We start from the raw sequence: 18,020 nt of genomic DNA, 5'->3' as shown, positions 1-18,020 counted from the left end.
TCTAACTTCTGATCTCTATCACAAATTGTTGTACACATTGAAAATTATATAAAATTGGTTAACTAAATTTTCTTAGGAATGATTTATGAAAAAGTATCTGATTGTTGGTGGAGTTGCCGGTGGTGCTTCTACCGCCGCAAGATTACGAAGAAATGACGAAACAGCCCAGATTATTCTATTTGAACGTGGCAAATACATCTCCTATGCGAATTGTGGACTACCCTATTATATTGGCGGTGTTATAAAAAAACGAGATAAGCTCTTTGTTCAGACTGTAGAAGAATTCAGTAAACGCTTCAACATTGACATTAGAACCCTCAGCGAAGTAAGGGGGATAGATAAGCAGAGTAAAAAGATCAAAGTCGTCAACCTTGAAACAGGAGAAACCTATCAAGAAACTTACGATATATTGGTTCTTTCTCCAGGTGCTCAGCCAATAATACCACCAATCAAGGGCAATGATCTGCCGGGTATATTTGTTCTACGTAATGTTGAAGATACTGACCGAATTAAGCAATTCATTGAACAGCATCATCCTAAGCGAGTAACAGTGATTGGAGCTGGTTATATAGGGATCGAGATGGTAGAAAATCTGCATAATATCTGTTCTGAAGTCTCACTTATTGAAATGGCAGATCGTATTCTTCCTTTCTTTGATTTTGAGATGTCTTCTGCCCTATCTCACCATATTAGATCAGAAGGTGTAAAAATCTATCTCAACGAAAAAGTAAATTCTTTAGAGCAGACAAATGAAGGAATAATTGCATCATTAGAAAGCGGTATGAAAATCAAAACAGATATGGTTATCTTTGCTACTGGTATTAAACCAGATACGGCTTGGTTAAGGAACAGTGGATTAGAACTCTCTGACAACGGTAGTATTGTAGTTACTGAATATCTGCAAACTAATGATCCAGATATTTATGCCGTTGGAGATGCAATCAAAATTAAACATCAGATTTTACAACAGGATGTCAATGCCTTTCTGGCAGGTCCTGCCAGCAAACAGGGACGTATTGTCGCCGATAATATCGTATTAGGAAATAAGCGAAAATTTAATGGAGTTATCGGTAATGCTATTATTAAAGTTTTCGACCTCACTGCCGGAATAGTTGGTGCTTCTGAACAACAATTGAAGCTAAGCAAGGTATCATTCCGTTCTGCTGTCATTCATGCTTCCAGTCATGCCGGGTACTATCCCAATGCTTTGCCGATTTCACTTAAACTCTTTTTCACACCTCAAGATGGTGAAATACTCGGTGCCCAGATCATCGGTTTCAAAGGGGTTGATAAAAGATTGGATGTCATCTCTGCTTTCATTCAGAAAAGGGGTACTGTTTTTGATCTAACAGAATTTGAACACTCTTATGCTCCACCTTATTCTTCCGCTCGAGACCCTCTTACTATTGTCGGCTTCGTATCTGAAAATATGATCAAAGGTAAGTTTAAGACCATCGAATGGTCTGAATTGGGTCAGGATAATTATCAACAATCAATCCTCTTGGATGTACGCAGCAAAGAGGAATATGAATTGGGCTCTATTCCTGACAGTATTAATATCCCCTTAGATGATTTAAGAGAAAGGTGGCAGGAGCTACCCAAAGACAAAGATATCATAATCTACTGTCTGGTCGGCTTAAGAGGTTATCTTGCCTGCCGTTTGCTTCTTCAGAAGGGATTTGATAGAGTATATAATCTCTCGGGTGGATATAAAACTTACCAATTTATCTTTGGTCGTAAAGATGGTGAAGAGGGTATCTATGATGGAGAAACAATACTTCCCGACGATCAGATCTATCCCGAAGAGGATGCCTTTCTCAGTTAAAATAAGAAAAACAGAAATATTTAAAGTTTTTTGCGAGGTTTTTTATGTCAGGAATTATCTTTTTTAAGACGGTAAACTTGCCGAAGATAGTAGAATTTTATGTTGATAAAATTAAGGCAAACATTTGGTTAGATCAAGGTAAGTGCGTTATTCTGCAGCATGGAAATATGTTGTTTGGTTTCTGCGAAGGAGATAAATCAGATAATTGTGGTATCATCACCTTTTTCTATACAAATGCTAGTGAAGTAAATCTCATGTATCAAAGTTTGTCAGCAATAGCAGAACTTTCTCCCAGAGTAAACCATCAATACCGGATCTACCACTTCTTTGCTCAAGACCCTGAAGGGAGAAAAATCGAGTTCCAGACATTTTTACACCGGTTAAATGAATACTGGTCAGGTTCTGAACTGCTATTTAAAAGACGAAGCATTCGTCAATTTAGTCCTGATGTTGTTGATGACAAAGTAATACACAAAATTATGGAACTTTGTCGTTACTCTCCTACTTCTCGAAATTCCCAATCATATTATTATGTGATAACAAGAAACAAGAGCAAGATTGAAGTCTTGAGCAAAATTCGTGATACATCCAGTAAGCCATTAGCTGAAGCACCTTTAGTTATTGCCGTCTGTGCTGATCTCAATAAAACAAAACGCCCACAGCAAGATGCCTGTATCGCTGCTTATCATTTATTACTTGCTGCAACCCAGTATGGTTTGGGTACTTGTTGGATAACCGATATGGATAGAACGGAAGTTAAAGATATCCTGAACATACCTTCCGGAGATTATATAGCTTGTCTCACTCCGCTTGGTTATCCAATAAAAAAATATGAAGATTATTCTAAAGAAGAACTCCAAATTAGTACGACAGTAGATGGATTACCCGAACGTAGAGATATTACTGAGATCTTTAGGTTTGAATAGTATTCTTGCATCCCAAAAATCTTAAAGGAGATCAGGCATTTAGAGATCGGAATATGGTTTTAGTTGAGCCTTTTTAACAGTAGATTGCTTTATTCTTGACAAATAAACCTTATAAAGAGATTTTGATTTACTAAATTTGAAGAAGGAGGTAAAAATTAGTGCCTATTGTTTACAGTCGTGATGGAGAACCGTTTGAGATTACTCTGAAGCGTTTCAAGAAGAAGTGCGAAAAGGCAGCTATTCTCTCTGATATTAAAAAGCACCAAGCTTACGAGAAGCCAAGCGAAGAAAGAAAGAGAAAGCAAAATGTAGCTAAACGCAAAGCTATGAAGATCGCCAGAAAAATGCAACAGTATTCATAATTACCAATGCTACCAATAATAATTTTAAAATGCTCATAATTCAATGAACTCCGGTATATGCAAGGATTATGATTGATCCGGACATAATAATTTGAGTAGATTATATAAAGGGAGATATCTCCCTTTTTTCTATGAATGATGAAAAAAGTATTCATCCCAAAGGTTTTAAATCGTTCAGACTCGGCTTACTTGTTGAGTGTTTAATGATTGGGGTTAGTTACTTTACAAAAAATAAAGCAACATAAGCTGTTAGGGGGTCTTAATGAACTTTTTGGATATCATTTTAATGATCTTTCTACTGATCTTTTTCGTTATTGGTCTGAAGAGAGGGTTTATTCTTTCTTTTCTGCAGTTATTAGGTATAATTCTGGTCATTGTGCTCGTCAGACAGTTCGGAGTTATAATCCGTGAAGACATCCACGTTAGATTGGGAATCTCTGAAACATGGGCTATAATACTCGGATATGTAGTGATTTTTATTATTGTAATGATCTTAGCTAAGCTTATCTCTTTGATCTTGGAAAAATTAATGGCATTAATCAGCATGGGGTGGTTAAACAATTTTATTGGTGGTATTTTTAGCGTCTTATTTGGGTTTGCTATAATAATTATCTTAGTTCTGCTGATTGAAATCTCCTCTATCTCAACTTCACTGGGAAAAGTCAGAGAGGAATCAAAAATATATTCTGCAGCCAGAGTAATCGCAGAAAATATTATCAACAATTATGTCTCCGAAATTCCGGGTAGTCGTCAAGCACCTCAGAGACCGCCTATTCCTCGGGATGCGAGACCTTTATAATTTCTTTTCTTAAAATCTATTCTTAATACCTGATTTTTTTCTTCCTTATGGATTCCTACAAACAACTTGAATTTGATAAGATCAAACGAATTCTGGCAAATCAATGCCATTCCTTAACGGCAAAGAGATTTGCTCTATCTTTGCTCCCTTTAAAGAAGATCACTGAGATTCGCCAGAGACAGATTGTCGTTAGTGAAATTCAGGAAATTATCAAAAGAAGACACGACTATGATTTTCATAATATTTATGACATTAAACCATTATTTTATCACTATGAACATCTTACTTATTCTTATCCCGAATTCCACAAGATTTATAAAGTTGTAACTACCTCTGCTGAAATAATTGGTGATCATACCAATAACAAGAATAGTTTTAGCGATACTCCTGAGTATCAGAAGATCATAGAACAACTGGTTCTTTTACCGGAGATCAGCAAGAAATTCGCAAGAACTTTTGCAGATGATGGAGAAGTTCTTGATACCGCTTCACCTGCCTTGCAGGAGATCAGGGGTAGACAGTCACGATTACGACAAAGCATACTGGGTCTTTTACAAAAGAAGATTCAGGAAAAACAATTAGAAAATGTTATTCAGGATAAGATAATCACCCTCCGAGATGACCGTTATGTTATCCCTTTAAAAGAGGGATCTATCGGATCTATGCCAGGAATTATTCATGGCTATTCTGGCAGCAGAGCAACTATATTTGTTGAACCAAACGAAGCGATCGGTATGAACAACGAGATTCATCAACTACGTCAGGAAGAAAAGGAGGAGATATTTCGTATTCTCAAGGATTTCACTGAAATGATCCAAGAATATCGTGACGATCTGCTCAATAACTACTCTATTCTTGGTGATCTCGATTTTTATTTTGCTATTGCCCGTTTGGGTAATAGCTTTAAGGGGAATACTCCTCTAGTAAGCGAAAAGACTGTTATTAAATTAGAAAATGCCAGACACCCCTTGTTATTATACACTATGCAAGATGAAGATAAGGTCATTCCCTTTGATCTGGAATTAGGACAAGACTATGATATCCTTGTATTGTCAGGTCCTAATACTGGTGGAAAGACAGTTACCTTAAAAACTATCGGTTTACTGACAATGATGGCATTAAGTGGCTTACCGATACCTGCAGATAAGGAGTCAGAAATTGGTCAATTTAGTCACATTTTAGCCGATATAGGAGATCAACAGTCACTAGAAGATTCATTGAGCACATTTTCGGCTCATTTAGGTCATATCAGGGAAATGCTCGAAATTGGTGATGATAAGACAATGATCTTAATAGATGAAATTGGTGCAGCAACAGATCCTGAACAGGGGGCTGCTCTTGCACAATCTATTATGGAATCTCTTATCGGCAAGGGAGTCACTGGAGTTGTAACAACACACTACACACCACTAAAATTGTTTGCTATGAATTCTGAGAGATGTCAAAATGCAGCAATGCAATTCGACCCTGATAAACATATCCCGACATATCGTTTTAAGATTGGACTACCTGGTAATAGCTTTGCTCTGGAGATTGCTGAAAAATTAGGGTTACAAGAAGAGGTTCTTAACCGAGCTAAAGATCTTACTGGCAAACAAAATGTCGAATTAACCGATTTGCTGACCCGAATCTCATCAGAGAAGAAGGAGCTTGCTCAGAGCAAGTTTCAATATGATCTAAGATTAAATCTTCTTAACCAAAAGATAAATGAATATGACAGCAAACTCTTCCAGATGGAAAGCGATAAGAAAAATATTCGTCAAGAGACTGTGAAAGAAGCACGAGAATTTCTGGCTAATCTCCAAAGAGAGTTAGAGTCAGAAATTGCTAAGATTCGTCAAAAAGATAATCAAGAAAGGAAAAAGGAAACACAACAAGTAATTAAAAAAGTCGCTTCTCTGAACAGAGATCTGGTTACAGAAGAGAGAGATTTGTTAGTTGAAAAACTATCACCAGTAACAGAACCCCAAGTCGGAGAAACCGTCTGGATTAGAGAATTAGAAGGAACTGGGGTTATAGTAGCAGTAGAAAAAAATGGTGTTAAAGTTGATTTTAACGGTATATTGTTAGTAACAGATACACATAATCTTTTTTATTTGAGCAAAGTTAAAAAAGAAGAGGGAAAAAAGAAGGGAGTCAATATTCATACTACGGGACAAGTAAAAACAGAATTGAAGGTATTGGGTTTAACTTTTGATGATGCATTACCCCTGATAGAAGGGTTTTTAGATGAGGGATATGCAGCCGGCTTAAACAAATTACGAATAGTGCATGGTAAAGGAACCGGTGCCCTTCGAAATAAAATAAGAAGTTATCTGCAAGGAGTTCCCAGAATCAAAGAACACTACTCTCCAGCTCCAGAAGCGGGTGGAGATGGAGTAACCGTGGTAGTTTTTAGTTAAAAGGATAACACATAATGTTGGATCAACGAATCATAGACCAGATTATCGAAGGTAATGACATTGTCTCAGTTGTAGAACAGTATCTTCCTCTTAAAAGAACAGGTACGAACTATAAAGCTTGTTGTCCTTTTCATGATGAAAAAACACCATCTTTTATTGTAAGTGATAAAAAACAGATCTTTAAATGCTTTGGTTGCGGGAAGGGTGGTAACGTTATCCATTTTGTGAAAGAGATCGAAAATATCTCTTTCTTTGAAGCATTACAAAAATTAGCTATAAAGGCAGGTATCAAACTCCAGAAGCAAGACAAGGTAGAAACAAAAAAACAGACCCGGCAAGACCTTTTACTGAAAGTTTATGAATTGGCAAAAGACCATTATGAGGATAATCTGCATAGATTTGGAGATGTGGTATTAACAAATTTGGAAGAGAGAGGAATATCCAAGTCAACTATCAATAAATTCGAGATTGGTTATGCTCTTAACAGTACCTCTGGACTATACAATCATCTTGTGAAAAGTAATATAAATAAGCAGATCCTGGAAAACTCCGGTCTCTTTGTCAAGACTCAGAGAGGGATGGTCGATCTTTTCCGCGAGAGAATAATATTCCCTATTCATTCGGCAAACGGTAGTGTTGTAGCTTTCGGTGCCCGTGTTGTACATGCTGACCAGCAGGGTGGCAAGTATATTAACTCGCCAACTACTGAATTATACACCAAAGGCAAAGAGCTTTATGGATTTTATCTGACCAAAAACGAGATCAGAAAACTCAACTATGCCCTGGTAACTGAAGGATATACAGACTTTCTCCGGCTTTATGAAAATGGTTTTATCAATTCCGTCGCTACTTTGGGAACCGCATTTACTGAAGAACAGGTTAAGTCATTGATCCGATATTCAAAAAATATTTATCTCTTATATGATGGAGATCTCGCAGGTAAAAAGGCAGCCCTAAAAGCTGCTGAGAGTATAATTCTTACCGGTGCTTTTCCTAAGATCGTTACTTTACCCGATGGAGAAGATGCGGATAGTTTCTTGAAGAAGCACAGTCGTGAGGATTTAAAGGTGTTGATCGATAATGCAGATCCAATGATAGAATATCTTCACAAGAATACAGATTTAGGACTTGAGATAAAAGAGAAATTAGAAACTTTGCTGGAAATCGCCAACCAATTCAGTGATCTTTTGAATAGAGAACTCTTTGTAAAAGAGATAGCAAGAGTTTTTAATCTATCCCTCCCTTCGCTAACTCAAAGAATTAGAAAGAGTAGAAGATCAAACAAGAAAGTGCAGTCAACTAATCTTACCCGAACTGCAAATTTCAAGTTCATGGAAGAAAAAAACTTTTTAATTCTTCTGATAAACGGAATGATCGAAGATATCGAGGAGCTTAGTGAAATTGACTCCGGATACTTTTTTAATGATGATTATAAAAAAGTTTTTGAAACCTTGCAGTCATTTGATTATATTATAGATAATGATAAAGTTGCATCTATTTTAGTAAATTTTGAGGAAAAGGATGCCATGCTGGTAAAGATTATTAGTGAGTTATCTCTGGTTGATATACCTCCTGTACCTTATAAGGAGGTAATAAATGATCTGAAGATCCGAAAATACCAAAATGAATTAAGAGAAATAGATAATACAATTGTTTCTGGACATGATAGTTTTTCGGCAATGACCAGAAAGAAAGAGCTGCTGGAAAAGATACGCAATACTTCACGTAAGGTTGTACATAAAAATAGAATGTAAGGAGTGTTAATGTTAAGTTATAAAGAGTGTTTAGAAAAACTTATAGCTTTAGGTAAAGAAAACCAAACTCTGACATATAAACAGATCAATGATGTTATACCAATCAGCCCATTATTTTTGGAAAGGATAGATGATCTGATCAACGATATCAATGAGCAGGGAATCGAGATCGTTGATGAAACTCAAAAAAGATTTTCCCGCAGTTCTGCCGGTGCTAAAAAAGAAATTGAGATCAAGAAATTCAAAAACAAAAGGTATTATGATGATCCGGTCAGAATGTATCTCCGTGAAATGGGAAGAGTACCCTTATTAGACAGAGAGGGCGAAATTCGTCTGGCTAAGAAAATTGAAAGTGCCCAGAAAATGATCAATCAGAACATCTTTATTTCCGGTAGTACGCTGAGAGAATTGCATAATTTCTATCACCGTTATAAAGAGAAGAGAGTTCGTATTGATCAGATTTTTAAGATAGAATACGGAACCTGTTTAGAAAAGGCACAAGAACAAAAACTCGTTGATGATTTCGATACTATGCTAAAGGAGGTAGATGACCTCTTCGAACAGATCGGTAAAATTATCGACAACATCGATACAGAACTGGAAATTCCTCCAGATTTACAATTACAGCTCGATGAATACCGTGAAAAAATAAGAGAGATCCTCTTTAGTAGTACCTTCAATGATAAATTGATCAAAAGAATGGTCTATCGTATGCGCAGCTTGGTCGGTAGGATAAAAGAGAGTTTAAAATCGATCACCAATCTCTCCCGTATCAGAAAATTTTCTATTGATGAGATCTGTACATATGGAAGACGGGCTAAGAAATCAGACGAAGAGATGGAAGAGGTACAAAAAGAGACTGGAGTTGATCCTAATATCTTTATTGAGACCCTGAGAAAGATCAAAAATGCTAAGAGAAAGATCCGCAGAGTAGAGCTCGAGACACGGCTTACCGCCAACGAGATGATCTTCATCCTCGATGAGATCGAAAGAGGTTCGAGAATGAAAGAGCGTGCTCAGAATGACCTGATCGAAGCAAATGTCCGATTGGTTGTTAGCATAGCTAAGAGATATAATAATAGAGGTCTCGATTTCCTTGATCTGATTCAGGAAGGAAACACCGGATTGATGAAGGCAGTAGATAAATATGACTATCGAAAAGGTTATAAATTCAGTACCTATGCTACTTGGTGGATAAGACAGGCAATTACACGAGCTATCGCAGACCAGGCAAGAACTATCAGAATTCCTGTTCATATGATCGAATCGATCAACAAACTAAACCGTATGAGTAGAAGATTGATGCAGAAACTCGGCCGTGAACCTTACCCCGAAGAACTATCAGAAGCTCTCGATATGCCTATTGATAAGATAAAGAGCATCATGGCTATTTCCAAAGAACCTGTATCTTTAGATAAACCCATCGGAAGTGATAGTGAAGATAGTATATTAGGCGATTTTATTGAAGATAAAAGCACTATCTCCCCGGAGCGAATGGCTGAACGGTCAATTCTCAGTAAGGTCGTTGATGATGTACTAAAAACTCTTACCCCCCGTGAAGAGAGAGTGATCAGATTACGTTTCGGTATCGATGACGGTTATCATAGAACTTTGGAAGAGGTGGGAAATATCTTTAATGTTACCAGAGAGCGTATCCGACAGATTGAAGACAAAGCTCTCAAGAAGCTGAAACATCCGACACGAAGTGAAGGTTTCATGAAGATAATCAACAACTACAATATCAAATAAGTAGTTATTTATAATCGAGAGTAATGTTCCAACATCTATGAACTGCACTCTTCTTGAAGATTGCATCCTGCTAAAAATAGACTGTTTATGCTTGACAAAAAAAGCATCTTCTCCGATTGCATTCTTGGTAAAACTTCTTAGGGCCTATAGCTCAGTTGGTAGAGCTCCCGGCTCATAACCGGGCGGTCAGAGGTTCGACTCCTCTTGGGCCCACCACTTTTTATTCAATCATATTTAAGGACAATAGTTGCTTACATTTTATTCATAATTACACGAAACAATGCTTGACATTAACCCTCTCTCCTTCATGAAATAGTTTTGATATGCAAATAAGTCGGGTAGGATAATGAGAGATACCAAACAATATGAAGATGAAATAATAGGAATTCTTGAACATATTGTTTACCGTAATGAAGAGAACGGCTATTCGGTAGTACATATCAAACCTACTGACGGTTTTAGTAAAATTGTTGCCACCGGTAACCTCATCGGAGTCAATATCGGTGAAAAGCTCATCATGAAAGGCAACTGGATCCTTCATCCCGAATATGGACAGCAGTTTCAAATTCTCACATATCAGGTTGAACAACCTGTTACCAAAGAGGGTATAGCAAAATTTCTCAGCAATGGTCTCATCAAAGGTATCGGTCCTAAAACAGCTCTCAAGATCGTACAGGAGTTCGGAGAAAAATCTTTAGATATCATAGAGAATAGTCCACAGGAACTGGAAAAGATCGAAGGGATTGGTAAAGCTAAGCGAGAATTGATAGAAAATGGTTGGATAGAACAAAAAGGCATAAAGAACGTAATGCTCTTTCTTCAGAAGTATAATATAAAAACTTATCTAGCTCTCAAGATCTTTAGAACTTACGGTGAAGATTCATTTCAAGTGTTGCAAAACAATCCTTATAAGTTAACCGAAGATATCTACGGGGTCGGGTTTAAGACTGCCGATCAGATCGCTCGAAATCTCGGAATCGATAAATCAGCCGATTATAGAATTCAAGCCGGTATAAAATACATTCTCTACCAATTCTCCGAAGAGGGTCACTGCTTTGCTAAAAAAGAACAACTTATCAAACGAACAGAAGAACTACTCGATCTAAATAGAGAATTTGTTGCAAAAGAACTCCATCTGATGCTAACTAAAGAAATCTTGTTAACCGACAAGGAAGCAATTTATCATCCGTTATTTTATCATGCAGAAAGAAATGCAGCGATAAAGATCAAGGAGATAACGAACAATAACGCGAGTCAGCTCGGTTTGTTTAAGAATGTCGAGTGGCAGAAAGTTTTTGCTTGGCTGAAAAATAACAAAAAGATCGATTATACACCGATGCAACAGCAGGCGATCAAAGCATGCCTGACAAATAAGATCACTGTTCTTACCGGAGGTCCGGGGACAGGTAAGAGTACCATCACAGCTGCGTTAACAAGTGCCTTACAAGCAAAAAAACTAGAATTCATTTTAGCTGCACCCACCGGAAGAGCAGCAAAAAGATTAAGTGAAGTTACAGGGTTTCCTGCTCAAACAATTCACCGGCTATTAGAGTTTTCTTGGCAGGATGGTCTTAAGTTTCGCCGTAATGAAGGAAATCCTTTAGATGCAGCTATGATAATAGTTGATGAAACCTCCATGCTGGACATCATTATGCTGAACTACCTGCTCAAAGCGATTAGCAGAGATACTCATCTTGTTTTTATCGGAGATGTTGATCAATTACCGAGCGTTGGTGCCGGTTTTGTACTCAATGACCTAATAGCATCCGGTTCTCTGCAAGTAGTGCGACTCGATCAGATTTTCCGTCAGCATAGTGAGAGTTTGATAATAACTAATGCTCATCTTATCAGGCAGGGATTGAGACCAATCTTTGCTAAAAACAATGGGGACTTTTTTCTCTTTAGCACCGATGATCCCAGTAAGACAATTGAAATTGTCCATCAGCTTGTAACAGAAAAAATACCACAAAAATTCGGTTTTGATCCGATGTCTCAGACACAGGTTCTGGCACCTATGCATAAAGGTGAAATCGGTATTACCGAGCTCAATAAGAGATTACAAGCAGCTCTTAATCCGTATCGTGATGATGAGATAGAATTAACTATAGGTGAGAGAAGTTATCGTATCAAAGATCGAGTAATGCAGCTAAGAAATAACTACGACAAAGAGGTCTTTAATGGTGATTTAGGAATTATTGCTGCTATTGATAAGGAACTGCAAAAAGTTCAGATATCTTTTGATAAAAGAATAGTCGAATACGAATTTTTTGAACTGGATCAGATAACCCATTCTTATGCTATTAGTATCCATAAATCTCAGGGATCTGAGTTTCCTGTCGTGGTTATACCCCTCTTGATGCAGCACTACATCATGCTGCAAAGAAATCTCTTATATACAGCCATCAGTCGAGCTAAGAACCTCGTTGTTATTGTAGGAAGCCAACAAGCCATTGATACTGCTCTGAGAAATAATAAAATCGTCCAAAGAAATACGATGCTCAAAGAACTTCTCAAATAAAATCAGCATCTCTTACCCGATCAAATCATTAGTTATAAATTTATAAAATTATGACTACCCCCTCTCTAATTCACTAAATGATAATAATATATCTATCTTTTATCCTTAGGAAACTATATAGTCGGATATATCCGACTATATAGATGCCTAATGGTATGATTCGGGTTAATCTTTGTTCTAATGGTTATTGGACAGCAATACTTACTGCTGGTATTAAGATGGATGTGCTTAATTGAGATAAGAAAAGGATAATCTAAAAAATGCTGCCAATTAAGTCAATCAGTTCTGCTACAGAATTACCTCTATAGGTTATATCCGCACACTCTTGATAAAGAGGTCGGCGCTTGAACCAGAGTTCATGTAGTTTTTGAGGATTTAAAGCAACTACTTTCGGTCGGTCAGTATACTCTATTCTTCTCAGAATAACTTCCCAATCAAGATCAAGCCAGATAACAATGTTGGTAATGCCTTTTAAAAATTGACGATTCTCATAATCTTCAACTATTCCACCACCGGTAGAGATGACTGATGATTTTGGAATACTTAAAAGAACTTCTCTTTCGTAGCCACGGAAATAATCTTCTCCCTTTAACTCAAATATCTGAGAGATAGATATTCCGGTATTCTTTTCTACCTGAGAATCTGTTTCGCAAAAGGGCAATGCTAATATATTGGACAGTTCTTTTCCTAAAGTTGATTTTCCTGAACCCATAAAACCGATCAATATGATGGTTTTGTGAGACCCTTTTATTTTATTGGTTAGAAAAGCAATTTCCTTTATCATCATCGGTGACCTAAAAAAGAAGCAGACGGCAAATAATGAGCCGTCTGCTGGGTTATGATTAATTATCTTATCAATTATCTGTTCTTTATTTCTCAGGTTCTACCGGTTTTTCAGGTGAATCCTGTTCGAGAGCTGCTACTTCCTCTTCTTGCTCAACTTCTTCTGATGTCGGAGGTTCAGTAACTTCCACCTCGATCTCTTCCATTTCCTTGGGTTTCTCTTCTTCTTCATCAGTTTCCAGTGCAGCAGCTTCTTCCATCACAGAATCTTCAGTTGTTTCCGGTTCTTCGGATTGTTCGTTGTCCTGTTCTTCATCTGATATTTCGACTTCTTCTGTTGATTCATCATGTTCTTCTTCAACCGGAGGTTCTTGCTCATGAACATCTGAAGATTCTTCGGCGTGCTCTTCCTCTTCTTCTTTCTTCATTTGCTGACGCATCTCAGGTTCGTGCATCTTAAGAAATTCCTGCAATGCTTCTCTCTCCTTGGAGAAGAAGTAGGCTTTAATACTAAGAATCAAGCGTCTGTTTTCCATATCGAGTTCGATTACTTTCATTGGTATTTCATCACCCAAGTTAAAAGCCATTTCCGGTCTATCTAAGCGAGGAATAGCGAGATGAGAGATCGGCACAAATCCTTCGATTGGTGTTCCATCGACATCAATATCTACCAGTACACCTTTAGGAATGATCTTAGTGATAACACCGGTAACTTCCGTGTTGATAGGCAGTTTTTGATCCAATTCTTCCCAGGGATCGGGAAGCAATTGTTTCATACCGAGAGCAATTCTGTGTAAGTGTTTATCAACAGAAAGAACAACTGTTTCGACCTCTTGTCCTTTCTTTAAAACCTCTTTTGGGTGATAGATACGTTTTGTCCAAGAAACATCAGATATATGGATCAATCCATCAATATCCTCTTCAATCTCGACAAAAGCACCAAAAGATGTCAGACTCTTGATCTTTCCTTTTATCAAACTGCCAACAGGGTATCTTTCATCTATAACTAACCACGGATTGGGTTCCATTTGCTTCATACCAAGAGAAATTTTTTGATCATCTTTGGAAACAGATAAAACTATAGCGTTAACTGTATCACCAACATTCAGGAGCTGTCTTGGATTAGTAATCTTCTTTGTCCAAGACATTTCGGAGATATGTACCAATCCTTCAACTCCCGGTTCAAGTTCAACAAAGGCACCGTAAGGGGTTACATTTACTACTTTACCTGTAACCTTAGTTCCCTCTTCGTATTTCAGTTCAACATTTTCCCAAGGATGTGGTACTAATTGTTTTAGCCCGAGAGAGACCCTTGCCTCTTCTTCTTCATAACCAATGACTTTAACCTTAACTTTGTCGCTGATATTAAGCATTTCTGAAGGATGGCTAATGTGTCCCCATGACATATCAGTAATATGAAGCAGACCGTCTATCCCACCTAAATCGATGAAGGCACCGTAATCGGTGATATTCTTTACTTCACCATCTAGTTCTGCTCCGATTTTTATCTTATCTCGCAATTTTTCGATCTTCTCTTCCTGTTCCTCTTCGAGAACTTTCTTACGAGAGACGATAATATTCTTTTTCTGTTCATCTATATTTATGATCCTGAATTTGACCTCTTTGCCAATAAATTGGTCGAGATTGGGAATCGGTTTGATTGATATTTGAGAACCGGGAAGGAAAGCAGTCAGACCTTTAATCTCTGCAATCATTCCTCCTTTAACTCTCTGACGTATTACACCGGTAACCGTTTGATTGTTCTTGTAAGTCTCTTTCAAATCATCGAGTGCTAAGTGAAAATCCGCTATCTTTTTAGATAGTGATACCTTTCCTTCACTATTCTCGATTTTATTGATATAGACCTTGATCTTGGAGTTAAGTTTAATCTCTTCGGCACCGCTAAAATCGCTAATAGGAATTGAGCCTTCAGATTTATAACTGATATCAACCAAAACCTCTTTATCATTAAATCCTACTATTATACCTTCAATGATCTCTCCCGGTTTATAGTCACGGAATGTCTCTTCATATTGAGCCATTTCCTTGGCTAATGCGGCACTTTCCGGTGTTTCAGGTACTATCGGAATACTTGCTTTTTTCGTCGGCTTTTCTTCAGGTTTCTGATCATCTTGAGGTTCTTCACTGATTGGCACTTCCTCTTTTGTTTCAATTTCAGTTATTTCCTCTGAGATAGGGGTTGTAGCAGTTTCTTCAGTCTCTTGTTTTTCCTGTTCGAGTTCTTTAGGTTCTTCGACCATTTGTTCTTGCGGTTCAGGCTGCTGTTCAGTTTCCTCTTCAGTTGCTAAAACCGGAGGCTGTGCTTCCTCTACTAATTCTTCTTCAGAATCTTCCGTCTTTTTCTCAGCTTCTTCTGTTTCTACTTCAGGTTTTTCTTCTTTTGCCTTTGGGGCAGTTTCTTCACCAACAGACTCCTCTAACTCAGTAGTCTGTTCCTTTACATAAGTCTCTTCTTGATTTTGATCGTTACCATCTTCTGTTTCATTTTCGATCTTTCGGACAACAACATCATCTGATACTGCTTCTTTGTTATCCACTTTTTCTTCGGTTTGATTATTGAAATGCATTCATTCCTCCTTATAACCGGAAATCTTTTCTACACAGTCAATTAAGTGTTTATGATTCCCGAGACATTTCATAATTTTATTATATACTTCGACAATTATCCAATCTGGTGTAGATGCTCCTGCTGTCAAGCCGATGTTTACTTTTTTTTCTAACCAGCTACAATCGAATTCCTCAGAAGTCTCTATCAGAAAGGTTTCTACGATATTTTGACAAATTTGATATAACATTCTTGTGTTGGAACTATTTTTACCACCTATTACAATCATCAAATCACTTTCTTGGGCTAATAAAAAAGTTGAATCTTGTCTTACGCTAGTTGCATTACAAATTGTATTGATAAGCCGCAACTCTTTGGTAAATGGAATTAGTGTGTTAACTATACTCTGTAAATTTTCGATACTCTGTGTAGTTTGGCTAATTACAGCCAGTTTATTGAATCGCTTTTTTGGTATATCAGCTGGATTTAAAACAATATAAGCTTCTCCATTGACATAGGATTTCAAAGCAATCACCTCCGGGTGATCTTTATTGCCTACTATGATAATGGGAAAACCCTCGTTGCTGAGCTGAGTTACATATTGCTGGCTACTGGCTACATACGGACAGGTTGCATCTATAATTAGTAGTCCACAAGAATCCAATTTTTCTCTTAACTCTTTAGTGATACCATGAGAACGTATAATAACTGGTTTAAGATCAACATCATCTATAGATTCAATCGGTATAATACCCTTTTCTTTCAATCTTTCGACCATTTGGGGATTGTGGATAATCGGACCAAGGGTAACTATTTCGGAATATTTGGCTGACGCTTCTTCCGCCATATTGATCGCACGTTTCACTCCGAAACAAAAACCCGAATTTTTAGCTAATTTAACTGTCATAAGGCAACCTGTTGATTGTCTTTAAGATATCATCAGCAATCTGACGATATGTTTTTTTTTCTGCCGGCAAATCATCATATTTTTCCGGTTCTATCCTTTCTCCGATATAGATACTGATTCTCTTTTTTCTTATTAAGCAGTCTTTTATGTTATTGGAATTTTCAATATGTATTGGTAATATAGGGACTTTCATCTCATGCACTAAAATTCCTATTCCGGGTTTGGCTGTAAAAGATTTTCTACTCCCTTCGGGAAATATGAGAATTGATTTGTTCTGACTTAAAAGCTCCTTCAAACGATCAATAGTTTTCCTATCAAAGACACCCCGTTTTACCGGTATCGAATTTACAAATCTCAGGATACTCCCAAAAATAGGGTTTTTAAAGAGTTCATATTTTGCAAGATAGTATATCTCCTGCGGTAAAATAGAGCCTATGAAGGGTGGATCAAAATATGAGATGTGATTAGCAGCAATGATACAAGTATTCCAATCAGCTAATCTTTCTTTATGAACAATTCTGTAGTTGCCTACAGTTTTCATAATTATTTTGAACATTATCGTGTTTAATCTATAAACATATCTCATTATCGCTGCTCTAAGAATTTCATAATATAGTTGACTTGTTCGGTTATGGACATGTTGGTTGTATCCACCTCTATTGCATCCTCAGCTTTCCTCAAAGGTGCAATCTCTCTGTTACTATCGTTCTGGTCTCTCCAGATCAGGTCTTTTTCTATCTCTTCAAGAGCTATACTGTTATCGCCAATTTCTTTCCAGCGTCTAATAGCCCTCGTTCTTACTGATGCAGTTACAAAAAACTTGAAGTCGGCATCAGGAAAAACTACTGTCCCGATATCCCTGCCATCCATAACAATTCCACCCGATCTGCCCATCTCACGCTGCATTGCTACCATTCGTTCTCTTACTGCTCCAATTACTGCGATCTCTGAAGATAATTTCGTGATATCCTGCTCTCTTATTCTTGTTGAAACATCTTTGTTATCAAGAAATATCCGCTGCTCTTCGTTGATGTGTTTGAAGCAGATGTCAATCTCAGCAAGTAATTTATCCAATTGATCGGTATCCTGAAAATCAATTCCTGACTCGATTATTTTAAAGGCAACTGCGCGATACATCGCACCAGTATCGATATAAGTATAACCTAATTTACGAGCTAAAATCTTAGCTGTAGTGCTTTTCCCGGAAGCAGCAGGACCGTCGATAGCTATTATGTAACCTCTTATCATTTAGACCAACACGAAAATTAATATTGTTTGTATTGTTCTTTATTAATGTTAAAGAGTCAATAGATTTTTACCTATCTTGATAAAAGTGCCTCTAAAAGGCATTTGAGAGCATTTTATGCTACTAAACAATGATCAAATCGGAAACTAATCTTGCTATCTTAAAACAAATCCATTGACAAAA

Annotated in this window: 13 protein-coding genes and 1 tRNA gene; 9 read left to right on the top strand and 5 right to left on the bottom strand. The window is 37.2% G+C overall.

Annotated elements, in window-relative coordinates:
• The first annotated feature begins 85 nt into the window (after positions 1-85).
• The 9 genes from K0B81_04535 (at position 86) to K0B81_04495 (ending at position 12,335) form a co-directional block, all read left to right on the top strand.
• Positions 86-1,825, top strand: a complete 1,740-nt coding sequence (locus tag K0B81_04535) for an FAD-dependent oxidoreductase (protein MBW6515870.1) — start codon at positions 86-88, stop codon at positions 1,823-1,825.
• Between the two features lie 77 nt (positions 1,826-1,902).
• A complete protein-coding gene (locus K0B81_04530) occupies positions 1,903-2,751 on the top strand; it encodes a nitroreductase family protein (GenBank protein MBW6515869.1) in 849 nt (282 codons plus the stop codon).
• Positions 2,752-2,909: 158 nt separating this feature from the next.
• Positions 2,910-3,113, top strand: coding sequence for a 30S ribosomal protein S21 (gene rpsU, locus K0B81_04525; GenBank protein ID MBW6515868.1), 204 nt, complete (start codon positions 2,910-2,912; stop codon positions 3,111-3,113).
• Between the two features lie 262 nt (positions 3,114-3,375).
• Positions 3,376-3,912, top strand: a complete 537-nt coding sequence (locus K0B81_04520) for a CvpA family protein (GenBank protein ID MBW6515867.1) — start codon at positions 3,376-3,378, stop codon at positions 3,910-3,912.
• A 47-nt stretch (positions 3,913-3,959) separates the two neighbouring features.
• On the top strand, positions 3,960-6,314 hold the full coding sequence (locus K0B81_04515; protein ID MBW6515866.1) for an endonuclease MutS2: 2,355 nt from the start codon (positions 3,960-3,962) through the stop codon (positions 6,312-6,314).
• Positions 6,315-6,328: 14 nt separating this feature from the next.
• Positions 6,329-8,068, top strand: coding sequence for a DNA primase (gene dnaG, locus K0B81_04510; protein ID MBW6515865.1), 1,740 nt, complete (start codon positions 6,329-6,331; stop codon positions 8,066-8,068).
• A gap of 9 nt (positions 8,069-8,077) precedes the next feature.
• Entirely contained in the window at positions 8,078-9,817 is a 1,740-nt protein-coding gene (rpoD, locus tag K0B81_04505) for an RNA polymerase sigma factor RpoD (protein ID MBW6515864.1), read from the top strand.
• Positions 9,818-9,957: 140 nt separating this feature from the next.
• Positions 9,958-10,033, top strand: a tRNA-Ile gene (locus K0B81_04500).
• A gap of 130 nt (positions 10,034-10,163) precedes the next feature.
• Positions 10,164-12,335 (top strand): ATP-dependent RecD-like DNA helicase, encoded by a 2,172-nt coding sequence (locus K0B81_04495; protein ID MBW6515863.1) that lies wholly within the window; start codon positions 10,164-10,166, stop codon positions 12,333-12,335.
• 253 nt (positions 12,336-12,588) lie between these two features.
• Here K0B81_04495 and K0B81_04490 read toward each other — a convergent pair whose 3' ends face one another.
• From K0B81_04490 to cmk, 5 genes are all read right to left on the bottom strand, one after another.
• Positions 12,589-13,122 carry a shikimate kinase gene (locus K0B81_04490; GenBank protein ID MBW6515862.1) on the bottom strand — a complete coding sequence of 178 codons (534 nt, stop codon included), beginning with the start codon at positions 13,120-13,122 and terminating at the stop codon, positions 12,589-12,591.
• A gap of 82 nt (positions 13,123-13,204) precedes the next feature.
• The gene (locus K0B81_04485; GenBank protein MBW6515861.1) at positions 13,205-15,379 is read right to left on the bottom strand and encodes a 30S ribosomal protein S1; all 2,175 of its coding nucleotides are present in this window, start codon (positions 15,377-15,379) and stop codon (positions 13,205-13,207) included.
• Positions 15,380-15,706: 327 nt separating this feature from the next.
• Complete coding sequence (gene ispH / locus K0B81_04480; GenBank protein ID MBW6515860.1) at positions 15,707-16,591, bottom strand: 4-hydroxy-3-methylbut-2-enyl diphosphate reductase; 885 nt, start codon at positions 16,589-16,591, stop codon at positions 15,707-15,709.
• On the bottom strand, positions 16,581-17,147 hold the full coding sequence (locus K0B81_04475) for a 1-acyl-sn-glycerol-3-phosphate acyltransferase (protein MBW6515859.1): 567 nt from the start codon (positions 17,145-17,147) through the stop codon (positions 16,581-16,583). The genes ispH and K0B81_04475 overlap by 11 nt, the downstream gene beginning before the upstream one ends.
• A 29-nt stretch (positions 17,148-17,176) precedes the next feature.
• Complete coding sequence (gene cmk, locus K0B81_04470) at positions 17,177-17,839, bottom strand: (d)CMP kinase (GenBank protein MBW6515858.1); 663 nt, start codon at positions 17,837-17,839, stop codon at positions 17,177-17,179.
• Between the last annotated feature and the right edge of the window lie 181 nt (positions 17,840-18,020).

This window comes from Candidatus Cloacimonadota bacterium, from assembly GCA_019429305.1.
Taxonomy (GTDB): Bacteria; Cloacimonadota; Cloacimonadia; order Cloacimonadales; family JAJBBL01; genus JAHYIR01.
The sequence above is the reverse complement of the archived record's forward strand: the minus strand, read 5'-3'. Positions and strand labels throughout refer to the sequence as shown.

Coding starts and splice junctions, on each gene's coding strand:
- K0B81_04490 (MBW6515862.1), bottom strand. CDS start 13,122: ATGATGATAAAGGAAATTGCTTTTCTAACCAATAAAATAAAAGGGTCT.
- K0B81_04475 (MBW6515859.1), bottom strand. CDS start 17,147: ATGTTCAAAATAATTATGAAAACTGTAGGCAACTACAGAATTGTTCAT.
- K0B81_04520 (MBW6515867.1), top strand. CDS start 3,376: ATGAACTTTTTGGATATCATTTTAATGATCTTTCTACTGATCTTTTTC.
- ispH (MBW6515860.1), bottom strand. CDS start 16,591: ATGACAGTTAAATTAGCTAAAAATTCGGGTTTTTGTTTCGGAGTGAAA.
- K0B81_04485 (MBW6515861.1), bottom strand. CDS start 15,379: ATGGTCGAAGAACCTAAAGAACTCGAACAGGAAAAACAAGAGACTGAA.
- K0B81_04535 (MBW6515870.1), top strand. CDS start 86: ATGAAAAAGTATCTGATTGTTGGTGGAGTTGCCGGTGGTGCTTCTACC.
- K0B81_04495 (MBW6515863.1), top strand. CDS start 10,164: ATGAGAGATACCAAACAATATGAAGATGAAATAATAGGAATTCTTGAA.
- rpoD (MBW6515864.1), top strand. CDS start 8,078: ATGTTAAGTTATAAAGAGTGTTTAGAAAAACTTATAGCTTTAGGTAAA.
- cmk (MBW6515858.1), bottom strand. CDS start 17,839: ATGATAAGAGGTTACATAATAGCTATCGACGGTCCTGCTGCTTCCGGG.
- dnaG (MBW6515865.1), top strand. CDS start 6,329: ATGTTGGATCAACGAATCATAGACCAGATTATCGAAGGTAATGACATT.
- K0B81_04515 (MBW6515866.1), top strand. CDS start 3,960: ATGGATTCCTACAAACAACTTGAATTTGATAAGATCAAACGAATTCTG.